This window comes from Streptomyces sedi (assembly GCF_006335015.1).
GTDB lineage: Bacteria > Actinomycetota > Actinomycetes > Streptomycetales > Streptomycetaceae > Streptomyces > Streptomyces sedi.
In genome coordinates, this window is record NZ_VDGT01000002.1 from 219,147 (window position 1) to 240,725 (window position 21,579).

At 71.7% G+C, this 21,579-nt stretch carries 19 protein-coding genes; 8 read left to right on the forward strand and 11 right to left on the reverse strand.

The annotated features are described in order from the left end of the window. Positions 1 to 552: 552 nt before the first annotated feature. Together FH715_RS03845 and FH715_RS03850 are read left to right on the forward strand one after the other, a co-directional pair. Positions 553 to 4,953, forward strand: coding sequence for an HYD1 signature containing ADP-ribosyltransferase family protein (locus tag FH715_RS03845; RefSeq protein ID WP_139640642.1), 4,401 nt, complete (start codon positions 553 to 555; stop codon positions 4,951 to 4,953). Then, positions 4,954 to 5,229: a DUF6881 domain-containing protein gene (locus FH715_RS03850; protein WP_139640644.1), complete on the forward strand. Its 276-nt coding sequence runs from the start codon at positions 4,954 to 4,956 to the stop codon at positions 5,227 to 5,229. A gap of 96 nt (positions 5,230 to 5,325) precedes the next feature. Here the strand turns inward: FH715_RS03850 and FH715_RS03855 are convergent, their stop codons facing one another. The 5 genes from FH715_RS03855 to FH715_RS03875 all read right to left on the reverse strand — a co-directional run bounded on the left by FH715_RS03855 (position 5,326) and on the right by FH715_RS03875 (position 10,964). Beyond that, positions 5,326 to 6,684, reverse strand: a complete 1,359-nt coding sequence (locus FH715_RS03855) for an NsdA family TPR-like regulatory protein (RefSeq protein WP_139640646.1) — start codon at positions 6,682 to 6,684, stop codon at positions 5,326 to 5,328. A gap of 308 nt (positions 6,685 to 6,992) precedes the next feature. Next, entirely contained in the window at positions 6,993 to 7,796 is an 804-nt protein-coding gene (locus FH715_RS03860) for a hypothetical protein (protein ID WP_139640648.1), read from the reverse strand. A gap of 12 nt (positions 7,797 to 7,808) precedes the next feature. Then, positions 7,809 to 8,168 carry a hypothetical protein gene (locus FH715_RS03865; protein ID WP_139640651.1) on the reverse strand — a complete coding sequence of 120 codons (360 nt, stop codon included), beginning with the start codon at positions 8,166 to 8,168 and terminating at the stop codon, positions 7,809 to 7,811. Continuing rightward, positions 8,158 to 9,867, reverse strand: coding sequence for a hypothetical protein (locus FH715_RS03870; protein ID WP_139640653.1), 1,710 nt, complete (start codon positions 9,865 to 9,867; stop codon positions 8,158 to 8,160). Before FH715_RS03870 ends, FH715_RS03865 begins: the two co-directional genes overlap by 11 nt. A 254-nt stretch (positions 9,868 to 10,121) precedes the next feature. Then, positions 10,122 to 10,964, reverse strand: coding sequence for an AfsR/SARP family transcriptional regulator (locus FH715_RS03875; protein ID WP_139640655.1), 843 nt, complete (start codon positions 10,962 to 10,964; stop codon positions 10,122 to 10,124). A gap of 374 nt (positions 10,965 to 11,338) precedes the next feature. Here FH715_RS03875 and FH715_RS03880 point away from each other — a divergent pair, with 374 nt between their 5' ends. Continuing rightward, positions 11,339 to 11,776, forward strand: a complete 438-nt coding sequence (locus FH715_RS03880) for a VOC family protein (protein WP_139640657.1) — start codon at positions 11,339 to 11,341, stop codon at positions 11,774 to 11,776. Between the two features lie 35 nt (positions 11,777 to 11,811). Here FH715_RS03880 and FH715_RS03885 read toward each other — a convergent pair whose 3' ends face one another. After that, on the reverse strand, positions 11,812 to 12,327 hold the full coding sequence (locus tag FH715_RS03885) for a hypothetical protein (protein ID WP_139640659.1): 516 nt from the start codon (positions 12,325 to 12,327) through the stop codon (positions 11,812 to 11,814). Positions 12,328 to 12,537: 210 nt separating this feature from the next. On the opposite strand from FH715_RS03885, the gene FH715_RS03890 reads away from it, so the two are divergent. After that, positions 12,538 to 13,272, forward strand: coding sequence for a dienelactone hydrolase family protein (locus tag FH715_RS03890; protein ID WP_139640661.1), 735 nt, complete (start codon positions 12,538 to 12,540; stop codon positions 13,270 to 13,272). A gap of 105 nt (positions 13,273 to 13,377) precedes the next feature. Here FH715_RS03890 and FH715_RS03895 read toward each other — a convergent pair whose 3' ends face one another. Beyond that, positions 13,378 to 13,941, reverse strand: coding sequence for a helix-turn-helix domain-containing protein (locus FH715_RS03895; RefSeq protein ID WP_139640663.1), 564 nt, complete (start codon positions 13,939 to 13,941; stop codon positions 13,378 to 13,380). A 141-nt stretch (positions 13,942 to 14,082) separates the two neighbouring features. Between FH715_RS03895 and FH715_RS03900 the strand changes: the two genes are divergently transcribed. Further along, positions 14,083 to 15,348, forward strand: coding sequence for an MFS transporter (locus tag FH715_RS03900; protein ID WP_139640664.1), 1,266 nt, complete (start codon positions 14,083 to 14,085; stop codon positions 15,346 to 15,348). Between the two features lie 99 nt (positions 15,349 to 15,447). Next, positions 15,448 to 16,272, forward strand: coding sequence for an arylamine N-acetyltransferase family protein (locus tag FH715_RS03905; protein ID WP_139640666.1), 825 nt, complete (start codon positions 15,448 to 15,450; stop codon positions 16,270 to 16,272). Positions 16,273 to 16,398: 126 nt separating this feature from the next. Here FH715_RS03905 and FH715_RS03910 read toward each other — a convergent pair whose 3' ends face one another. Further along, positions 16,399 to 17,115 carry a hypothetical protein gene (locus tag FH715_RS03910; protein ID WP_139640668.1) on the reverse strand — a complete coding sequence of 239 codons (717 nt, stop codon included), beginning with the start codon at positions 17,113 to 17,115 and terminating at the stop codon, positions 16,399 to 16,401. A gap of 144 nt (positions 17,116 to 17,259) precedes the next feature. Then, positions 17,260 to 18,297 carry an aldo/keto reductase gene (locus FH715_RS03915; RefSeq protein ID WP_139640670.1) on the reverse strand — a complete coding sequence of 346 codons (1,038 nt, stop codon included), beginning with the start codon at positions 18,295 to 18,297 and terminating at the stop codon, positions 17,260 to 17,262. Positions 18,298 to 18,437: 140 nt separating this feature from the next. Between FH715_RS03915 and FH715_RS03920 the strand changes: the two genes are divergently transcribed. Together FH715_RS03920 and FH715_RS03925 are read left to right on the forward strand one after the other, a co-directional pair. Next, positions 18,438 to 19,091, forward strand: coding sequence for a TetR/AcrR family transcriptional regulator (locus FH715_RS03920; RefSeq protein ID WP_246108530.1), 654 nt, complete (start codon positions 18,438 to 18,440; stop codon positions 19,089 to 19,091). 126 nt (positions 19,092 to 19,217) lie between these two features. Then, the gene (locus tag FH715_RS03925; RefSeq protein ID WP_139640674.1) at positions 19,218 to 19,547 is read left to right on the forward strand and encodes a hypothetical protein; all 330 of its coding nucleotides are present in this window, start codon (positions 19,218 to 19,220) and stop codon (positions 19,545 to 19,547) included. An 89-nt stretch (positions 19,548 to 19,636) separates the two neighbouring features. On the opposite strand, the gene FH715_RS03930 is transcribed toward FH715_RS03925, so the two are convergent. Both FH715_RS03930 and FH715_RS03935 read right to left on the reverse strand, forming a co-directional pair. After that, entirely contained in the window at positions 19,637 to 20,215 is a 579-nt protein-coding gene (locus FH715_RS03930) for a hypothetical protein (RefSeq protein ID WP_139640677.1), read from the reverse strand. Beyond that, entirely contained in the window at positions 20,212 to 21,417 is a 1,206-nt protein-coding gene (locus FH715_RS03935) for a UDP-N-acetylglucosamine--N-acetylmuramyl-(pentapeptide) pyrophosphoryl-undecaprenol N-acetylglucosamine transferase (RefSeq protein ID WP_246108531.1), read from the reverse strand. Before FH715_RS03935 ends, FH715_RS03930 begins: the two co-directional genes overlap by 4 nt. Between the last annotated feature and the right edge of the window lie 162 nt (positions 21,418 to 21,579).

Genomic DNA, 21,579 nt, shown 5'->3' on the forward strand with positions numbered 1-21,579 from the left:
GGCCCGGCGCAGCCGGGTGCGCGCCACGCCCGCCCCCGCCGGCCGGCCGGCCTTCAACATCGGCGCGGTCATGGCGCCCGGATGGCACGGCCGCAAGCGCCGATCCTCGTTCGGCAACCCCCCTGGCCCCCGGGAGCCGCCCTCCCCTCCCAGCTGCCTCCTTGCGGCCATCCGCTGAACCCGCACCCGGGCGACCACCCGCCACGTAGGCCGCCCACCGCGGCTGCGTTGACGGCATGTTGACTGCTCGTCATGGGGCCTTCGTCGTGCGCTGCGTGAAGTTCTCGGGCCGGGGAGTGGCAGTGCGCGTTCCGGGGACGGTCTGGTTGAGGGTGTTTCAGCCGTCCGCTTCGAGGTAGCCGCGCCACCGGTAGGCCGCTTCGGCCCCCGTGACGGTGCGGTTGAGGAACATTCAGGTAGCTTGCGGTGTTCCGTCGTCGTGGGGGACGGCGACCTGCGCGATGTGACCGCGCAGGCGTGGGACGGTTGTTGATCAGCGAACAGATATGGGGTGGGGCAGTGGTGCGCCCGGCGGACTGGTCTCCGGTGGACATGGACAGGGATCCGACGCCCGGAGACCCGGACGAGGTCCGGGAGTTGGCGGACGACTTGCGGGAGTTCGCCGACGATGTGGGGGAGGCTCTCGGCAAGATCAGGGGGATGGCGGGGGAGCGCGCCGTGCTGGAGTGGGCCGGGCTCTCCGCGGACGCCTTCCGTCGCGAGTTCGACGGCGTGCCCGACAACCTCACGAAGCTGGAGGATTCTTACAGCCTCTGCGCGCAGGCACTCCATACCTATTGGCCCAAGCTGCAAACGGCGCAGGGCATGGCCGACCGCGCGCTCGACCGCGCGGTCTCCGCGCAGGTGGACCTCGCCTCAGCCCAGTCGGCGTTGGGCGACGCGACCGACTGGGTGGGCCGCGCGGGGGACGAGGCCGAACGGCTCCAACGCGAGGGGGAACGCGACGGTGCCGAGCCGCCCGACGAGGCCGACGTCCGCGCGGCGGCCCGTGACCAGCAGGCTGCCGAGTCCGCCGCCGGCGCCGCGCGGAGCCAGGTCGACGACGCGGAGGAACGACTGGCCGCCGCACGTCAACTCGCGCTTGACGCACAGGAGATGCGTGAGGAGGCGGCGCGCGAGTGCGCTCGTGACATCGACGAGGCGAGTGACGCCGGCATTCAGAACCGCCGCTGGTGGGAGAAGGTCATCAAGTGGGTGACCGACAACTGGGACACTCTGGTCGAGATCTGCAAGGTGATCGTCGCCGTCCTCGGCGTCGTGGTCATGATCATCGGCGGCCCGTTGGCCTGGGTGGTCCTGGCCGCCGCGGTCGTCGTCCTCGCCGACACCCTCATCAAGTACGCCAAGGGGGAGGCCGGACTCCTCGATGTCGCTTTTGCGGCACTTGACTGCATTCCCGGCATGAAGGGGCTGACGACGCTCGGCGGGCTGGCCCGTGGAGTGCGGGGACTGGCCTCGACCGGGCTGCGCGGTCTGCGCCAGGGGGCGCTGGGGTTGGGCCGGCGCGCCCGCGGCGAGGGCATTCCCATCAACGCCCGCAACTCCTGCGGCGATCCGGTGGACGTCGCGACGGGCGAGCTGCTGATGTCGGCCACCGACGTCCTCCTTCCTGGCGTGCTTCCGCTGACGGTCGAACGGCACCACGTGTCCGGCTACCGCGCGGGGAGCGCGTTCGGGCACGGCTGGTCCTCCACCTTCGACCAGCGCCTGGTTCTCGACGAGTACGGCGTCAGGTTCCTCACCGCCGACGGCATGTTCCTCCTCTACCCGCGCCCGATCCCGGGGGAGGCCGTCTATCCGGTGGAGGGGCCGCGGTGGTCGCTCTCCTGGGACGGCGTCGCGGGTTCACCCCTGGCGGTCCACCAGGTGGAGACGGGGCTGACGCTCCGCTTCGCACCCGTGGCCGGCCGTCCCGCCAGCGAGCTGCCGGTCACGGCGATTACCGACCGCAACGGCAATCTCCAACAGTTCGTCTATGACAGTGACGGGTTCCTCACGGATGTCCACCACTCCGGCGGCTACCACCTCGGTGTCGGCACCACGGCGGGTCGGGTCACGGACATTCGGCTTCTGAGCGCCCCCGGACGGCCGGTCCTCATGCGTTACGGGTATGACCGGAGTGGAAGTCTCACCGACATCGTCAACTCCTCCGGCAAGCCGCTGCGCTTCCGCTACGCGGACCCGACGCGAATAGCCCGCTGGGAGGACCGAAACGGCAACTGGTACGAGTACACGTATGACGAGCAGGGGCGCTGCGTCCACACCACGGGCCCGGACGGCCTGCTGGCGTACCGGTATGTCTACGACTCCGAGAACCAGCGCACGCTGGTCACCGACTCGCTCGGTCACGTCTCGACGTTCCAGTTCAACGACTCCTTCCAACTGCTCGCCCAGACCGACCCGTTGGGGCATACCTCCCAGCGCTCCTGGGACCGGCACGACCGTGTGCTGAGCCTCAGCGATCCCCTGGGCAACACGCTTCGCCACACCTACGAGGAACACGGCTGGCTCAGCGCCGTCACGCATCCCGACGGCAGCACGGTGCGTATCGAGCGCAACGAGTTCGGTCAGCCCGCGGAGATGACCGAGGCGAACGGGAACACCTGGAGCCAGGCCTTCGATTCGTCGGGCAATCGGATCGCTCTCGTGGACCCCCAGGGCAGAAGGACGCTCTACGCATACGACGCGCACGGGGGGCTCGCCCGCATCGTCGACGCCGAAGGCGCCGTCACACAGGTGCGGTGCGACGGGGCGGGACTGCCCGTGGCGGTGACGAGCCCGGACGGTTCCGTCACCCGCTACGAGCGGGACGCGTTCGGCCGCCCGAGCCGCGTTGTCGATCCGCTGTCGCACGAGGTGCTCCTTGAGTACACCCCGGAAGGGCTCCTCTCGCGGCGCGTCGACCCGGCCGGCGGCGAACAGCTCTGGGAGTGGGACGGCGAGAACAACTGCGTCCGCCACACGGATGAGAACGGCGGCGTCAGCCACTTCACGTACGGCCCCTTCGACGTCCTGACGAGCCAGACCGATCCGACCGGCGCGCGCTACGAGTACCGTCACGACTCCCAGTCGCGTCTCGTGTGTGTGGTCGCGCCCGGCGGAAAGACCTGGGACTACACCCGCGATGCGAACGGGCGAGTGGTCGCCGAGCGCGACATGGACGGACGCGCGGTCTCCTACACCTTCGACGCCCGTGGCCAGCTCACGGCACGGACGAACGCCACGGGCCAGGTCGTCGCCTGGGAACGTGACGCGCTCGGTCGGGTCGCCGCCAAGCGTGTCGGTGACACCGTGACGGACTACCGGTACGACGAAGCGGGCAACCTGGTCGGTGCCGCCGGCCCCGACGTCGAACTCGTGCTCGAACGGGACCCGATGGGCCGGATCCTGGCGGAAACGGTCAACGGACGGACGCTGGGCCAGCGTTACGACGGGCGCGGGCGCCTGGTGGCCCGAACCACCCCTGGCGGCCACACCAGCACGTGGCAGTACGACCTCGAAGGGCGGTCGGCCCGGCTGGAGGCAGCCGACCATGTGCTGTCGTTCGCACACGATCCGACCGGCAGGGAGACCGAACGGCGGGTCGACGACAACGCGTCGGTGGCGCAGGTGTGGGGAGCGTCGGGCCAGCTCACCGCGCAGGTGGTCAACCCCGGCGCCGCGCGGGAGCGACGCCGGAGCTACGGCTACCGGGCGGACGGCCACCTCACCGCGATCACCGACAGCGCCGGTGGCGCCACCGAGATGGCTCTCGACGGCCTCGGCCGGATCACCGAACTCCGCGGGCCGCGTCACCACGAGGGCTACGCCTACGGCGCGGGCGGCGCCCTCGCCGCGGTCCGGGTCGACGGTCCGGCCGTGGACACCCAGGAGGCCGCCGTGACGTTCGACGGGGCGCGCCCCGCCGCCAAGGGGGACCTGCGGTACGAGTACGACGCGGCAGGTCGCGTGGTGCTCCGCGAGCGACTCCGGCCTTCGGGGCGCGCCGAGGGATGGCGGTACAGCTGGGACGCCGAGGACCGACTCACCGAGGTGGTGACACCGGACGGGACGCGGTGGCGCTACCGGTACGACCCGGTCGGCAGGCGATCCGCCAAGGAACGTCTGCACGCGGACGGTTCGGTCGCCGAGACAACGACGTTCACCTGGCACGACACCACGCTCGTGGAGACGACGACGGAAGGCGCGGACGCCGGTCCGACGACGCTCACCTGGGACCACGACGCGCTGCGGAGGCCGATATCCCAGACCGAGCGCCGAGGCGAGAACGACCGCCGTTTCTACGCCATCGTGACGGACCTTGTCGGCACTCCCACCGAGCTGCTCACCGCCGAGGGAGAGCGCGTCTGGGCCTCGCGGACCACGGTGTGGGGAAAGAAACTGGCACCCACCGAGAACGATCCCGTTCCGCTGCGCTTCCCCGGCCAGTACGCGGACGAGGAGACCGGGTGGCACTACAACCTGCATCGCCACTACGACCCGGAGACGGCCTCCTACACGGCCCCCGACCCCCTGGGACTCGCCCCCGCGCCGCACCACTACGGGTACGTGGACAATCCGCACAGCTGGCTCGACCCCCTGGGGCTCACTCCCTGCCGGCTTTATCACTACACCAACGAGGACGGGTTGCGCGGAATACTCGACAGTAAGGAGATGTGGCCCTCACTGCGCGCACAGAACCCGAAGGACGCCCGTTATGGCGACGGTCAATACCTGACGGACATCGCTCCGGGGACGAGGACGCTCGGCCAACTCTCCTATGCCTTTCTGCGAGTACCGTGGGCCGGCAGGCGATTCACCCACTACGTGGAGATCGACGTACGCGGGCTGGACGTCCTCCAGGCACCTGACCGGCCGGATGTCTTCATTTTCCTCAACGACGGTAACCTCGACATCTCGGACCGCATCGTCAGTCATGGACGGAGTACCTGAGTGCGTCACTGGAAGGTCTACTGGCATCACCAGTTCACCGAGGAGCCCATCAGTATCTACAGTGAACTCCGCGACGACGGTAGCGAAGTGCGTCGCGTGGAGGAATTCCGCGACGGCACGGCGGGGTGGGCCGACGGTGACGCGCACAGCGCGAGAACCTTTCTGGCCGATGTCGCGTTCGGCGACATGAGTGAGGTGGCGGCGCAGGAGGAGTTCACCGCTTTCCTCATCGAACGCCAGGAGTTCGAAGGCGCTTGGGCGCGTGCGCGTCGGTAGTCGGTAGTCGGTAGTCGGTAGTCGGGCGGTGGGCGGCGGCATCGGTGTCGGCTTGGTCACGGGGCGGGCGTCCGCGTCGGGCCGAGGTGCCGGTGGTCAGCCGTTCAGGCCGCCGCGCAGTTGGCGGTGGGCGTGGTCGCGCCACTCCCGTACCCGGGGTTCCCGCGCCCAGGGGGCGAGGGCGGTGTCCACGTCGGAGACGTACTCGCGGGCGCGGTCCGAGGAGACGCCGGCGAGGATGTCCACCGAGCGGCGGCCGACGGCCAGGCCCTGGTCCAGGTCTCCGGCCTGGAGGTGCGCGGTGGCGGTGACGGAGAGCCGGAGTCCGACCGCCCGGGTGTGTCCGGCTGGCATGGTGGCCTGGGCGTCCCAGCTCGCGGCGACCTGCGGCTTGCCCAGGTCGCGGTAGATCTCGACCGCGTCGCTCGCCATGCGGGCCGGCCCGAAGTAGGCGATGTAGGTGGGGGATTCGGTCTCGCGCGCGGCGTCCAGCAGCCGTTCGCAACGGGCGAGCGCCCGGGCCGCCGCCCGTTCGTCGCCGGTCCTGGCGTTGGCGCGGGCCTCGATGAGCTGGGTGAACGCGCGGACGCGGGGGGAGGCGTCGCGGCCGGAGCGCTCGTAGGCGCCCTGTGCCATGTCGATCGCTTCCGTGGGGTACCCGCGGCGCATGGTCTGGAGTGCCATGGTGGCCAGGACATACGCGCCCAGCTCGGCGTTGTCGCCGGCCCGCGCCAGGCTCAGCGCCTGCACGAAGTGCTCCTGGGCGAGCGCGTGGTCGCCCGCGTCGAAGGCCGCCCAGCCGGCGAGCCGCGAGAGTTCGGCTGCGGCGGAGTGCAGGCCGTTGGAGACCGACTGGGTGGCCCTTCCCGCGAGCAGGGGAGCGGCGCGGTTGGTCAGGCAGTCCACCACCTGCCCGGTGCGCCAGTTCGCTCCGCCGTAGCGGGCGTCCCACTGCCGGGCCTGCTCGGCCTGTTCCCACAGCTCGTCCAGTTCCTTCTGGCCGACCCGTTGGCCGCCCGCGTGGGTGGGCGCCGCGGCGGCCGGGTGGATCAGCCAACGGGTGACGGGCAGTGCGAAGGCGCTGACGACGAACGCGCGCCTCAGATACGAACGGCGGTGCATGTTTCTCCAGAAGTTGGCCGCCTGCGCCGCGGCGTCGGCGGGGTCACGTGAGAACTCCAGCCCGCCGGCGTCGTCCGGATGGGAAGGGGCCATGCCGATCTCGGCCACGTCTACCGCTCGTCCGAGCCTTTCCCCCAGAGCCTGCGCCAGCAACGCCGGAACGGGCTGTCGCGGGATCATGCCGGCGAGCCAGTTGGACACGCTTGTGTGCGTGTAGGAGGTGGGCCGACCAGCGCCGGCGGCTAACTGGTTGACGCGGTGCGCCAAGCGCTTGTGGCTGGCGCCGGACGCGGAGACGAGGGCGGCCAGTGAGCCGTTGGGTGATCGGGTCACTGTGTCCTCGCATCCTGATGGCGCGTCACCGCGTCATCGCCGAGCGTAGAACAACGCGCTTGCGGGTCAGCCCTCTTGTGAGTTTTCGGCCCCCCTTGTGAGCCTCCTTTTTCTTCGCGTACCCCGGGTTTCCTGGTGTTTGTGCCGGGACCGGTATCACCCGCTGACACGGTGGAGGGGCGATGAGTGTTTCTGCTGAGGGGCCGGTGCGCGCGTTGCGGCTCTGCCCCGTTGTCGGTGCGAGGGGGGTGACGGTCGGATCGCCGGATGGCGGCGCGGCGGTCGTCCCCCTCACCCAGGGAGGCGCGTCACCCCTCGCACCTCACCCCCACGGGGCAGAAGTGTTCCAGCGCCACGTCGAGGAGCGCGCGTTCCTCGTTCAGCGCCCGGTCGCGCCCGCCGGCGGACAGGCTCCAGTAGAGGCCGTCGATGGCCTCGAAGCGAATCTCGACGAAGTACTCCGCCTCGTTGACCCCGGTGGCGGGGACCCGATACTCCATCTGTTGCCCGGTCACGTCTCCGTAGATGAAGAACTCGGGGCCTGCCAGTACTTCGGCCCAGCTCTGCCCGGACTCCTGGAAGGATTCCTCGGGGGGCGCCTCGAAGGCGTTGGAAAGGAAGAGGACGCGCGGGCCGAAGTCCTCCCCGTATCCCACGTGCCCCCTGTCACCCGACAGAGCCTTCTCCTTGAGCCCCCAGCCGTCGGGGATGACGGCCGCGAAGCCGTCTCCCTCGTCGTACCACTGATAGCCGGCGGGCAGGGCCTCCGGCTCCGTGGTCGCCTGCCCGCCGTCGCCGGTGGACTCCCCGCCGTCACCGACGGACTCCTCCCCACCGCCGGTGGACCCCGAGCCGCCGGTGGACCCTTCACCGCCGGTGGACTCCCCGTCGCCGGCGGCGAGCAGGAGCGTCAGTACGGCGGCGGCGGCGACCACCACGGCCGTCGCCGCCATCAGCGCCTCCCCGACACGGCCGTGGAAGCCGCCGTGTCGCGGGGGCGGGGTGAGCGCGGTGGGTGACGGTGGATCTGTGACGGTGGGCAGCCTGCCGCGGTCGGCGGGGTCCTCCCAGCACTGGGCGTCCGCGTTCCAGTAGCGCCGGCTCTCGGCCATCGCCCTCCTCCCTCACATGCCGAGCAGACCGGTGACGGCTCCCGCCGAGGTCAGCACGGTGGTCAACGAGGCCGCGTCGGTGAGGAGTTCACGCAGGCGGCGCAGCCGGCCCTCGCCCGCGCTCCCGGTGCGGGTGATCTCGTCCTCCGCGTCGGCCAGGGCCTCGTCGAGCTCCGCGGTCTGCTGGCTCGCCCGCACCGTGGTCAGGTCCGCTCGCAGTTCCCTGAGGGCGGCGAGCAGCCGTTCCGTGTCGTCGCCGTTCGCCGGGGCGGTGCCGTGGTGGCTGGTGGCCTCCGCGTGGCTGCCGATGGCGAACGTGCTGTCCGACACGCTGCCGATGCTGACATGGGGTGGGGACTCTTCACTGGCCATGTGGTGCGGGTCCTCTCCACGGCGGGGGCTGCCCGCCGCTCGTCGTGGTGGCTCGGGCACTGCCGCCGACGGCGAACGTGCTGCCGGCCACCGAGTCGATGTACACGCCGCCGTTGCTGATGTGGACGACCTTCTGGGCGAACTCGTCCGTCCGGTAGCCGGCTTCGGCGAGCGCCGCCCGCACGCCGTACGCGATGCGGTCCTGCACCCCTTTGAGGTAGCGGTCGACGTCCATGGACTGGAAGAGCGATCCGGCCGGTTCCGCGGCGAGTTCGCGCACCGAGACCGCCGGCCCCTCCGGCAGACCGCGGGCGAACTCGCCGGTCATCCTGCGCCACGCGTGCACGGCGCGACGGCCGAGGGCGACAAGCGCCTCTCCCGGCGCACCGGCCATGCGGGTGACGATGTGGACCGCTTTGCCGAAGGCGTTCTGGTGGGCGAACGTGTACGCCTCGTGATGGGCGTCCTTGAAGTCCGCGCGCACGGGAAACAGCACGTGCGGGGCCACTTCCAGCATCAGCATCTGGCCTTGCGTGTGGACCCGGACGAAGACCGTGACGACCAGTTCCTCCTCCCAGCCGGCCACCCCGATCCGCAGGAAGTGCCGGCGCTTCTCGCCGCCCTCCTCGACCGCGTGCGCCCGGTGCAGCTCGAACGACCGCTGGTCGTACGGCGCGTCGTCGCGGTGGTCCAGGCCCTCCGCCGGGAGGAACACACACTCGTCGATCCGCAGCTGGCGCAGCCGGTCCCGGACGACCTGGCCCTCCCGCTCCGAGACTTCCGCCACTTCGCGCAACTGCTCAAGGAACGGGCGCACCGAGGCGAGGACGTCGCCGTTCCCGATCGGCCGCCTCTCCCTCGCCGGGTCGGGGCGCAGCTCGACCGCCAGGACCCAGGTGTCGTGCGCGACCCCGGCGCCACAGAACGGATGCGCCTCGTGGTACATGACGAGCGGGGCGTGCTGCTCGCGCCGGATGCGGTCCTTCAGCGCCCGGAGCCTGGGCTCCGCGGCCCACTCGGCCGGATCGATCTCCGCGTCGGGGAAGTGCTCGGGGGACAGCGGGCCCCGCAACACCTCGACGTACCGCGCCTGTTGTCTGACCACGCACACCGCCATCAGCAGCAGGCTGGCCAGCGCGAGCCACGCCTGCGGGACGCTGAGCTCGTCCGCCCCGGGCGGCGGTTCGAAGGGCCCCTTGTCGGCCGCGCCGAAGCCGACGTACAGGGTCGCGATCAAGAGATACGCGAGAAGAAGACGACCGGCCCAGCGGAGCCAGAAGGCGAACGTGCGACGCCGCCCGGGCGGGTCGGCGGCGGTGCCGCGCATCCGGCGCGCGAAGGACAGCAGCAGTCCGGGAACCACCAGGGCCACCAGCCACCAGCCGGAGGCCACGACCCCCAGCAGCAGGAGCATCAACACGCACCAGGACCAGAACAGTTCCATGCGTCGGGCCTGCAGGGCGTGGGCCAGGACCCGGGCCGCGTCGAACCCGAGCGAAGGCGCCACGACCCGGTGCTCCATGCGGTAGAGCTCGTCGATGACCTTGTCCCGGAAGCCCGCGTCCAGATACGTCCCCGCGCAGAGCAGCCGGCTGGCCTCGCTGGCGTGCGGAGGGAGGCCCCGCGGCGGAGGGGCGCCCCGAGGCGGTGCGGCGGACGGCGGAGGGCGGTTGGGCGGTGGCACATAGGCGGAACCCACGATGCTCCTCCACGTTCGCTGGTGCCGGTCCCGCATACCGAACGGATGGGGACCCTGACGCAACGTTAGTTGGGAAACGGTGGATCGGCAGCGCTTTCCCGTCTTTGCCTCTCCTTCCCACCACTCCCTCTTCGCCACGACGGGGCAGCGCGTCGAGCCCGGGCGCGTCGCTCCCTTGGGACATCGGGGTGTCTCCGCGGTGCTGGGGGCTCGGTGACGAGGGGACGTACGTCGGGGGAGTGGCCCGATGGCCGTCAGTTGACCGACCAGGTGTGGCTGACGGGGCGTGTGGCCGCCAGCGGTCTGGTCGGCCGGAGGAGGTCCATCGAGACGAAGTGCGAGACGTCCGTCAGCGAGGGGCTCTCCGTGAGGATGAGGCTCTCCAACGCGCGCAACTCGGCGGGGGCGTCCAGGCCGAGCTGGGCGGAGAAGTGTCCCCGCGTGTCGCGGTAGACCGTGAGAGCCTCCGCTCCTCGCCCGCAGCGGTAGAGGGAGAGCATCAGCTGGATTCTCAGCCTGGTCCGGTAGGGGAACTCCTGGGTGAACTCCAGGAGTTCCGGTACCAACCCCACGTGCTCCCCGACACGCAGACGCGCGTCGACATGGTTCTCGTAGGCGGTCAGTCGCACCTCCTCGTAACGGGGCAGGACGTTCTCGCGGAACACGTCGCTGGAGAGCTCGGGCAGCATCGGCCCGCGCCACAGGGCGAAGGCGGATTCGAAGAGCGGAAGGGCGGTCCGGTCGGGGGCGTCCTTGGCCTGGCACGTCAGCCGTTCGAACCGCACGAGGTCCAGCGAGCCGTCCCCCGTCGTCAGGCGATAACCGTCCCCGACGGTCAGGAGGCGGGCGTGGTCGGCCGTCAGCCCGTTCTCCCGAAAGGTTTGCCGGAGCCGCGAGACGTGTGTGCGGAGGGAGTTCGTCGGGGACGCGGGTGGATCGTCTCCCCAGAGGAGGCGGGTGATGCGGCCCCGGGAGACCGGTTTTCCGCGTGCCAGCAGCAGAATGCCCAGAACCGCTCGACGCTGAGGCGGGCCGGCGTCGATATGCCTTCCGTGATGGACGATCTCCAACGGGCCGAGGACGCGCCAGTTGACCATGTTGCCTTCCAGCCTTCCGGACGAGTGAGCGAGAGGGAACGTCGTCTGTCGCCGACGCGAAGCCGACACCGGGGCCGCCGGGGCCACCGGGGCCTGCCGCACCGCCGTGGCCGAACCCACTCTGCCGCCCGCCTCTTACCAAGCGCTTACCAAGCGCTTCTCAACCCCGCGACAAACGCCAGGACAACGCCACGACATCGCCACCGAGCCGACGCGGCGGCACGGTTCAGACGTCGTCGAGCCGGCGATCCGAGCCCCGGCCCCCGGGGCCGCTCATGAGGGGGGGACGCCGAGGGCGGAGGGCGGTGCCGGCCCGCTTCCGTGCGGGAAAGCGGGGAAAGGGGCGATGCGCCCGGTCCGTTACCCTGCGACGCATGGCCATCAGACTTGAGAACGTCGGCATCGCGGTGCGGGATCTCGAAGCGGCGATCTCCTTCTTCACCGACCTCGGCCTCACGGTCGTCGGTCGTGACACGGTCAGCGGCGAGTGGACCGAGACCGCCGTCGGCCTGGACGGCAACCATGCCCACATCGCCATGCTCCAGACGCCGGACGGCAACGGCCGCCTCGAACTCTTCGAGTACGTGCACCCGGAGGCGATCGAGACGGAGCCCACGCTTCCCCACGAGATCGGGATGCACCGCGTCGCCTTCTCGGTCGACGACCTCGACGAGGCCCTTGAGGTGGCGGCGCGGCACGGATGCCGTCCGCTGCGCGGGGTGGCGACCTACGGGGACGTCTACCGGCTCACCTATCTCCGCGGCCCCAGCGGCATCCTGGTGATGCTCGCCGAGGAGCTGGGGAAGGGCTGAACGGCTGGCCGTTCGCCCCGGGGCGTTCCCGCGGTTCAGGGCGCGCGCGGTCGCAGCCGCACGATCAGCAGGTCGGCTCGGCCTTCGAACCGCTGCGCGATCTCGGTGAAGTCGTCCTCGGGCATCGCGTGGTCGCCCTCCTCCAGGAAACGCGAGAGGACACGGAACTCCGCCGCCGTGTCGTGCCGCTCGGTGGAGGCGCCGAACGCCAGCAGCGTGCCGTCCGTCGCGTGCTCCGGCGCGTAGGGACTCCAGCGCGACGCCTCCAGGCGCGCGCGTTCCTCCTCCAGCACCCGGGAGGCGTCCTCGGCGTGGTGGTCGAGCACCAGGTAGGTGATCTCGTAGGCGTCGGCGCCGGTGGGGTTCGAGGTCTCGACGGTGTGCAGCACCTCGGCCGAGCCGACCGCCTCGGCACGGCCCTCCCGCGTGACTCCGGCCGGACCGTCGGTCCGCACGTGCCAGAGCAGGCCGACCAGCAGGTACATCGTCAACAGCAGCGTGAGACCGAGCCCCACCCCGATGCCGACGCTGCGCGCCACCCGCACGGTCATGTGGTGCCCCCGGAAGACCTCCCGGCCCCGGCTTCGCCTTCTCGCCGCCGTCGGGGTGTTGTTCCTCGCACGTGGCGAAGGTAGTACCCACCGCGTCAAGGGAGCAACGGGGCGTTACGGAAGTCGCGGGCACGCGCGCACGTTTCGGCCAGGTGTGCGCGGTGGGCGCTAGGGGCGGTGGGGCAGCCGTGGCAGTGGACAGGAGAGTGGATGACCGTCAAGACGCTGCGGATCCCGACCGCCGACGGCCCGGCCGGCGCCTTCGCCGCGTTCCCGGACGGCGGGGGGCGGCATCCGGGGGTGCTGATGTACGCGGACGCCTTCGGCGACCGGCCGGTGCTGCGGGAGCTGGCCGGCGAGTTGGCCGGGCACGGGTACTACGTGCTGGTCCCGGAGTACCTGTTCAGGAACGGTCGGGCGCCGCTGGTCGCGTTGCCCGAGTACATCGGGGAGGACGAGAGGCCCGGGCTGCTGGCCGAGTTGATGCCGTTGATCGAGGCGCACTCGGCCGAGCGGACGCGGCGGGACGCCGACGCCTGGCTCGCGTTCCTCGCCGACCAGCCCGAGGTCGCCGCCGGGCCGGTCGGGGTGACCGGCTACTGCTTCGGTGGCCTGCTGGCGGTCAGGACCGCCGCTGCCCGTCCGGAACGCGTGGCGGCCCTGGCCGCGTCCCACGCCCCCGTGGCGGCCGACGGGCCGGGAACCCTGGCGAAGATCACCGCCCGGGCCCACTTCGGCCACGCCGCGAGCGACCTGACCCCCGAGGCTCTGGCGGAGCTCAACCGGGACCTGGAGGCCGCGGGGTTCGACCACACCTCGGAGATCTATCCGGGCACGGTCCACGGGTTCACCATGCGCGACACCGCGGCCTTCGACCCGGCGGGGCTGCGCCGCCACTGGGACCGGCTGATCCCGCTTCTTGACGGGGCGTTGGGCGGCGGCTGAGCGCGCGGAACGCGGGCGGCGGCTCGGAGGGAACGCGGGCGGCGGCGGGGCCCGTGAGGGGAGGCTCGGGACCGGGCCCGGCCGGCCGGACAGCCGACTGGCCGTTCAGCTGTCCTCGCGGGGGATCATCACCACCGACAGAAAGTCGACCGCGTCCGAGCCCGCCTCGAACGCGTAGGGCGAGCCGCTGGGGATCGCCGCTGACTCGTTCGCCTCGGTGAGGAACGCGGTGGCGGCGGAGCGGACACGCAGCACGCCCTGGGAGACGTGCACCATCGAGTCGGGGGCGCCCGGCGTCGGGGTCACCCCGTAGCTGTCGTCGCCGGTGATGTGCCACTTCCACAGTTCGACCGAGACATGGCTCGTCTCCGACGCCTTGAGCAGATATGCCCAGCTGCCGTTCGGAGTTGACCAGACCTTGACCGCGTCGGACGAGGGTGCGCCGATCATGCCGACGAGCGCCGCGAACGTGGTGCCGAGGGCCGCCGCGATGCGGTCGACCGTGCCGAGGCTGGGGTTGGCCTGGCCGAGTTCGATCTGGGTGAGCATCCGCCGGCTGACCTCGCTGCGTTGCGCGAGGTGGGCGACGCTCTCGCCGGACGCCGACCGCAGCGCGCGGATGCGCCGGCCCACGAGGACGGCCACCTCGGGCCGGATGCGTTCGGCCATGCGTTCTCGCCCTCGTTCCCGCCTGGTTCCGTCTCGAACAACCGCGTCGACGGACCCCCGGGTGGGCACTATAGTGCTCACGTGGGGGGTGCGCTCGGAGGACCGGCCGCACGCACACCTCTGGTGAGAAGTGAGGCTCCGATGGTCCGAACCGCCGCCCCTCACCCGGGCGTCCCGGGGCAGGGGGCCCGCGCGTCCCGTTCCCGGCTCGACATCCTACGGTGGCAGGCGGGCTGCGGAACGTTCAACGTCCCCCAGGCCGCGGCGCCGATCGCGTTCGCGCTGATCGCGCTGCCCCTCACGGGCACGGCCGAGTCCGGCGCGGCGCTGGTCCTCGCGATGACGGCGGCGCAGGTGCTCGGGGCCGTTCCCGTGGCGCGCGTCGGGCGGCGGTTCGACGGCGTGCGCTATCTGCGCGCACTCATCGGCGTCCGCGCGCTCGCCCTCGCGGCCGTCACGCTCCTCGCCGCGGTGAAGGCCCCGTTCGTGCTCGTGGTCGCCGCGGTGGTCGCCGCCGGGGTCGTCAACGGCGCGGCGTACGGCTACATGCGGCTGCTGCTCAACTATCTCGTCGAACCGGCGGGCCTGCCCCGGGCGTTGGGCGTGGCCGCGACGCTGACCGAGCTCTGCTTCGCGCTGTCCCCCGTGCTCGCCTCGCTGCTCGGCGCGGTCTCGCCCGCGGCGACGATGGCGGTCGTCACCGTGCTGGGGCTCGGCCCGCTCTTCCTGATGCCGCGCGTCCCCGAGGCGTGCGGGCTCCAGGTCAACGAGGTGGGCCGCCCGCGGGTGCGAGTGCCGAGGGCGGCGTTCCTCTGGCTGTTCTGCGCCTGCGCGAGCGGTTCGGCCGCCGCCGCCGTGGAGGTCGGCGCGGTGCCGTTCGCGCTGGCCTTCGGGCTGGAGCCGGCGTGGGCCTTCCTGTTCGCGCTGACGCTGTGCGTCGGCTCGGTCATGGGCGGCATCTGGGTCAGTGTGCGCAACCGGAAGCCCACGCCCCGGAGGGTCGTCGCCTATCTCGCGGCGATGTCCGGCGGTTCGGCACTGGTGCTCGCCGGCGGGCACCTCGCGGTGACCCTCGCCGGTGCCGCCGTCGTCGGGCTCTTTCTGCCGATGCTGAGCACGTTCTACTCCCTCGCCCTGGACGAACTCTCGCCCCCCGGCAGGCGGGCGGAGATGTTCGCGCTTCAGCGCACCGCGAGCTCGCTCGGCATCATGGCGATCAGCGGGCTGCTGGCGCTGTTCGGGTTGCGGGCGGCGCTCACCATGAGTCTCGTGCTGCTGCTGACGGCGTGCGCGCTGGCGGCGGCGCACGCGGCGGGGCTCGCGCGCCCGGCGCGCGCGGAGGTCACCGACGCCGGTCCCGGGGCTCTCGCCGCGAGGCGGAGCCCGGGGCGTTCGACCAGGGCCTAAGGGTGGAGGCGGTCTAGGACCTGCCGGTTCCATCGGCTCAGCGGGTCTCCGCCGTGTGGCCGATCACGGGGGTGGTGGTCCACTGGTTAGCTTCCACTCATGTCTGACGAACAACGGTTCGAACTCGACGCCTATCTCGACCGGATCGGCTGGCGGGGCGCGCGTTCCCCCGACCTGTCAACCTTGCGCGGGGTGCACCGCGCGCAGCTGCTGGCCATCCCGTTCGAGAACCTGGACCCGCTGCGCGGCACCGTTCCGTCCCTCGAACTCGACGACCTCACCGCCAAGTTGGTGCACCGCCGGCGCGGTGGCTACTGCTTCGAGCACAACCTGCTGCTGGCCGGGGCGCTCCGGGCGATGGGCTTCGACGTGACGGTGCTCAGCGGGCGGGTGGTGGTCGGGGCGGAACGGTTCGCGAGCCGGCCACGCGTGCACGCGCTGCTGCTGGTGCGGGCGGCCGACGACCCGCGGATCCACCTCGGGGACGTCGGCTTCGGGAGCATCGGCGCCCTGCCGGAACCGGTGCCGCTGGTACCGGACGTGGAATTCCACGCCGACGCGCGGCGGCACCGGCTGGTAAAGCTGCCGCACGAGGGGCCGTCGCCGCAGTGGGCGCTCCAGGCGTGGCAGGAGAACGAATGGCGGGCGCAACTCGCGTTCACCGAGGAGCCGTTCGAGGTGTCCGACCTGGTGACCCAGAACTGGTATGCCGCCACCTACCCCAACTCTCCGTTTGTCCAGCGCCCACTGGTCCAGCGGACGCGCGTCGGCGCCCATCTGCTGCTGGACGGCCGGACGTTGACCGAGACGAGCGACGACGGGGCGGTCACCCGGCGGGAGTTGGCCGACGAGGCGGAGGTGCGGCTGGCGCTGGACGGGGAGTTCGGGATCGACGTGCCGGAGGGCATGGTGCTGCTGCCCTGATGCGGCAGGGCCTACCGGGACCGCCTGCCGCGCCCGGGACCGCCTGCCGCGCCCGGGACCGCCTGCCGCGCCCGGGGCGGACGGCGGTGGCGGGCGGTGGCAGGCGGTGGCAGGCGGTGGAGAGAGTCAACGCCCGCGTGTCATCCGGTCCCGGTAGGCCCTGCGGGCGCGGGGATACCAGTTGCGGTGCCAGAGGTAGGACGCGACCAGGAGCACGACCGCGGGGACGAACGAGTACACCGCGGTTTCCCCCGCGCTCGCGTGGGACATGGAGAGGAACCCCTGGAAGGCGAGCAGGCCCCCCACCGAGCCGCACAGGGTGATCACCCCGCCCTCGGCCTGGAGCGGGATGGGGAGCTTGCGGCGGTTCATGAAGCGGTCGGGGTCCGGCGGGGTCAGGTCCCCGAACGTCCCGGCCGAGGCCGAAGCCGAGGCTGAGCCCTGTGCCGACCGCCGGGCGGGCCTCCTGGCCGGCTCCGAACCCGCCCCCGCCCCCGGGCCCGACCTCGGCGGCGCGGGCGGGGCCAACCGCACTCCCAGCCGGACCGGATCGCCGTCCGCGTCGGCCAGTTCGAGGGAGAGCGACCGTCTCCCGTCGAAGGCGATCCAGTAGGTGCCGGCCCGGCCCACCACCTCCACCGAGCCCGGAGCGCGCGGCGCGGGACCGCTGCCGCCGCCTTCGCCCGCGAGGGCGAGGGCGGCCTCGCGAGCGTCGGCGCGTGACGGGTGGGGGCCGTCGGGGAGACGGTTGAGCCGGAATCCCCGCGCGGCGGACGCGTCGACGTCCAACCGGGCGACCCACCAGCGGTGGTCTTCGGCGAAGTGGCCTTCCTCTGCTGACACAAACGCAGCGTAACCATCGAGGGGGGAAGCTCGTCAACGGCGGCGCTTCCGCTCCGCCCGCCGCCCGGTGGGGAGGAAGGGGGCGCCGTGCCGCTGGGTGTGACGCCCCGGCTGCGGACCGGAGAACGGGTCGGCGGCCCCGGTTCAGGCCACGAGCGGCGGGTTGAGCTGGGCGAAGCCGTCCTGGGCGCGGTACGGGTAGTAGGGGTAGGGCGCGGTGTGGGCACTGGCCTGGTCGAGGCGAGCCACCTGCTCGGGGGTCAGCGACCAGCCGACCGCGCCCAGGTTGTCCCGCAACTGCCGTTCGTCGCGGGCGCCGATGATCACGGAGGAGACGGTGGGGCGACGCAGCAGCCAGTTGATGGCGATCTGCGGGACGGTCCGTCCGGTCTCCTCGACCAACTGGTCAAGCACGTCCGTGACCTGGTAAAGCCGCTCGTTCTCGACGGGCGGCCCGAACCGCGCGGTGCGGTGCAGTCGGCTGCCCGCCGGCAGTGGGCGCCCGCGCCCGAGGGCGCCGGTGAGCCGGCCCCAGCCGAGCGGGCTCCAGACCAGGGCGCCCACCCCCTGGTCGTGGGCCAACGGCATCAACTCCCACTCGTAGTCCCGGCCGACCAGCGAGTAGTAGACCTGGTGGGCGACATAGCGGGTGCGGCCGTGACGGTCGGCGGCGGCCAGGGACTTCATCAGCTCCCAACCGGAGAAGTTGGAGGCGCCCAGGTAGCGGATCTTGCCGGCGCCGACCAGGTCGTCCAGGGCGGCGAGCACCTCGTCGACGGGCGTGGCGGCGTCGAACGCGTGCGGTTGGAAGATGTCGATGTGGTCGGTGCCCAGGCGGCGGAGCGCGGCCTCGACCGAGGCGATCAGCCGGCTGCGCGAGGTGCCTGCTTCGCCCGGCCCCCCGCCCATGGGCAGCCCGGCCTTGGTGGAGATCAGCACCTGGTCGCGGCGGCCACGGATCGCCGCGCCCAGCACCTCCTCGGCGGCGCCGTCGGAGTAGACGTCCGCGCTGTCGAAGAGCGTGACGCCGGCCTCCAGGCAGATGTCCAGCAGACGGCGGGCCCCTCGGGCGTCGGTGTCGCCCCAGGCTCCGAAGAGGTCGCCGCGGCCCGCGAACGTGCCGGTGCCGAAGCTGAGTTCGGGGACGCTGAGGCCGGAGGCGCCGAGTCTGCGGTGTTCCATGAGGAGGACTCCTTCCACGCCGCGAAACCCTTAACGGGTCAGGCGTTCCGTTAGGTCGGAGGTGAAGCTAGCACGGCCGTGGACGCAAAGGGAACTGGAGTACCGTTATGGTGATCGTGCCGGAAGGGAAGGAGCCAGAGGTGAGCCCGGAGGCGAAGGAGGGCGCGAGCCCGGGTGGCGTGCGCCCGGAGCCAGGCACCGCGCGCCCGGGTGGCCGCACGGCACGGGTGCGTGCGGCGGTGCTGCGCGCCACCGGTGACGCGCTGGTGGAGCACGGCTTCGACCGTCTCGACCTCGGCGAGGTCGCCCGCCGGGCGGAGGTGGGCCGCACCACCGTCTACCGGCGTTGGGGGACCCCTTCCGGACTGGTGACGGACCTGTTGGCGGAGATGGCCGAGTCCTCGCTACCGCGCAGCGACACCGGCTCGCTGGAGAACGATCTGCGGGCCAACGCCCAACTGGTCAGGTCAACGTTGAACGATCCGCGCCAGGGCCCGCTCTTCCGTGCGGTGATCGCGGCAGCGGCCTGTGACCCGCGCGCCGCGTCGGCACTGCGCCGGTTCTACCGGGCGCGGATCGCGGAGTGGGCGCCCTGCGTTGTCGCGGCGGCGGAACGCGGCGAAGTGCCGGCCGACACCGACCCCGAGGAGGTGGTCCGCGCGGTCTCGGCTCCGCTGTACTACCGGCTGTTGGCCAGTGGCGACCCGCTGGACGAGGCAGCCGCCGAGCGCGCGGCGAAGGCGGCGCTGGCCGCGGCGCGCGCGGGCGCCTACCGGCGGCCGGCCGACCGGTGACGTGGGCGGATCCCTACACTTCGGCACGTGCGCGCGAGATGCAAACTGCCGTCCCACTCGCCTCTGGGAGCCGGCGTCTCCGAAACCGGTGGGCTCGTCCCGCTCCGCGTGCCGCACGGTTGGAACGTGGTCCACAACGCGCTCTGGGCCGCGCGGCTCCCGGATGGGCGGGTAGAGGTCAACGACTCCGAGGACCTCTACTGGGCGTGCACCGCTCCGCTGCCGTTCCTGACGGATGAGGAGCGGAAGGAACGTGCGGGAACGGGCGACCTGCGGTGCGGGGAGATCAATATCGACGCTGGCTGGTACACCGACTCCTTCCGCATCGTCGTCCTCGATCCCGGCTGGGACGAGGTGCGGGCCTCTCACGCCACGTCCGGCTTCGTCTCGTTCGTCGGGACCCTGGAGACGTGGATGTGGGAGATCACTTGTCGGGGTGAGTTTCCCGAGTCCTGAGCGGGTCCCCGGTGTGTGTGCGGCGCGGCCTGGCCCGCTCCGCGGGAGCCGGGCACCGTGCGGGACCACGGGCGGTGCCTCGCGGCGCGTCAGTCTGTGAACTGTCGGAGGATCTCCTCCGCTTCCTGGCGCAGTTCCTGGCCCGTCTCGCGTGCGAGGAAGTTCGTCAATGTGTCTCGACAGACGGGGTCTTGCCCGTAAGCCATCGCCCAGACCGCGACCCGTCTGACGCTCGGGTGAGCACTCTCGGACGCCCGGACCAGCCGAGCGGACACGGCTTCCCCCGCTGCGGGGTGAGCGACGGCCCCGAGGAGGAAGGTGGTCCGTTCCTGTTCGGGAACGTAGACGCTGCCATCGAACGCGAGAGCCGCTTCGTCAACGGACCACTGGTCAATCCCGGTGGTCAATTCCTGGAGTTCGGCCCCAGACGGTTCCTGGGGGCCGCTGACCAGCAGATAACGCTCCCCGAGGAAATCGTCCACGACATAGTGGACGCGCGTCTCCTCCGAGACATCCCATATCTTCTCGAAGAAGATTCCTTCGTCGCGGTTTCGCGGAATGGCTCCCCGCGTGGCCCAGTTTCGGGTGGCGGCCAGAGCGCTCAGCTCCTCCACGGTGACATGGTCCCTGAGTACTACCCGGCGGCTCAGGTGACGCGTGCCGGTCACCGTGCGGCCTCTCCTTCCCCCGCCGCCTCCAGCAGCGTGTCGATGAGGCGTTCGGCGGCGTCGGGGCGGCCGTGGGTGCGGGCGGCGTCAGCCATGGTGGTGCGGGCCGCGGGGTCGGCCAGCAGCGGGGTGAGCGCGGTGCGGAGGGTGTCGGCCGTCGGGGGGTCGGCGAGGGCGACGGCGGCGCCGGCCTCCTCCAGGTGGCGGGCGTTGTGGGCCTGCTCGTTGCCGGCCGAGGTGGCCAGCGGCACGAACACGGCGGCCTTGCCGAGGGCGGTGAGCTCGGCGATGGTGCCGGCGCCGCTGCGGGAGATCACCAGGTCGGCGAGGGCGAGCACGTCGGGGAGTTCGGCGCCGACATAGCCGGTCAGCAGGTAACGGGAGGCGAGTTCGGCGGGCAACGTCGCGGTGTGCGCGCGGAGTTCGTCGACGTTGGCCGGCCCGCACTGGTGGATCACGTTGGCCTGGGGGAGCAGCCAGGGCAGCACGTCCCGCACCAGGCCGTTGATCTGCTGCGAACCCTGCGCGCCGCCCGTGACATAGACGGTGGGCAGCTCGGGGGCGAAGCCCGTCAGGCCGAGGGCGGTGCGGGCCTTCTCCGGCTGGCCGGTGAGGACCTCGGGCCGGACCGGGTTCCCGGTGACGACCGCCCGCGCCCTGGCCGCCTCGGGCAGCAGCGGGAGCGTGGAGTCGGAGGAGACGGCGACGCGGGTGGCGCGGCCCGCGAGGCTGCGGTTGGCGAGGCCCAGGCGCACGGTCTGCTCGTGGACGACCAGCGGTCGCTTGCAGAGCCTGGCGGCAAGCCCGACGGGAACGGCGACATAGCCACCGGTGGCCAGGACCACGTCGGGACGGTGGTCGTTGACCAGTTTGCGGGCCTGCGCGACGCCGAGGGGGACGCGGCCCATGTCCTTCACGTTGGCCGGCGAGAGCATCTTCAGCGGGTTGCTGGCGCGGCGGATCTTGCCGGTGGCCACGGAGGCGAAGCGGATGCCCTCGGCGGCGGCGACCCTCGACTCCAGGCTGTCCGCGGTGCCGACCCACAGCACGTCCAACGCGCGTCCGCCGGCGGCGAGTCGGGCGTTCAGGGTGCGCACGGCGGTCAGTGCCGGGTAGGTGTGCCCGCCGGTGCCACCGCCGGTGACGATCAGTCGGAAGGGCTGGTCGGAGGCGGTGGAGTGCTGGGCGTCTGCGCTGCTCACGAGGCGTGTGTCCCGTCTGGGGGGTGTGGCCGGACGGCGCCGGCCGTAGGACATGGGGGGTGGGGACCATAGCAGGAGCGGGCGCCCTGACGGGAAGTGAGCGGCGTTCTCCGGCCAACGGGCCTTTCCCCGAAGGGACTTTGACCGTCATGGCTCTCGCCG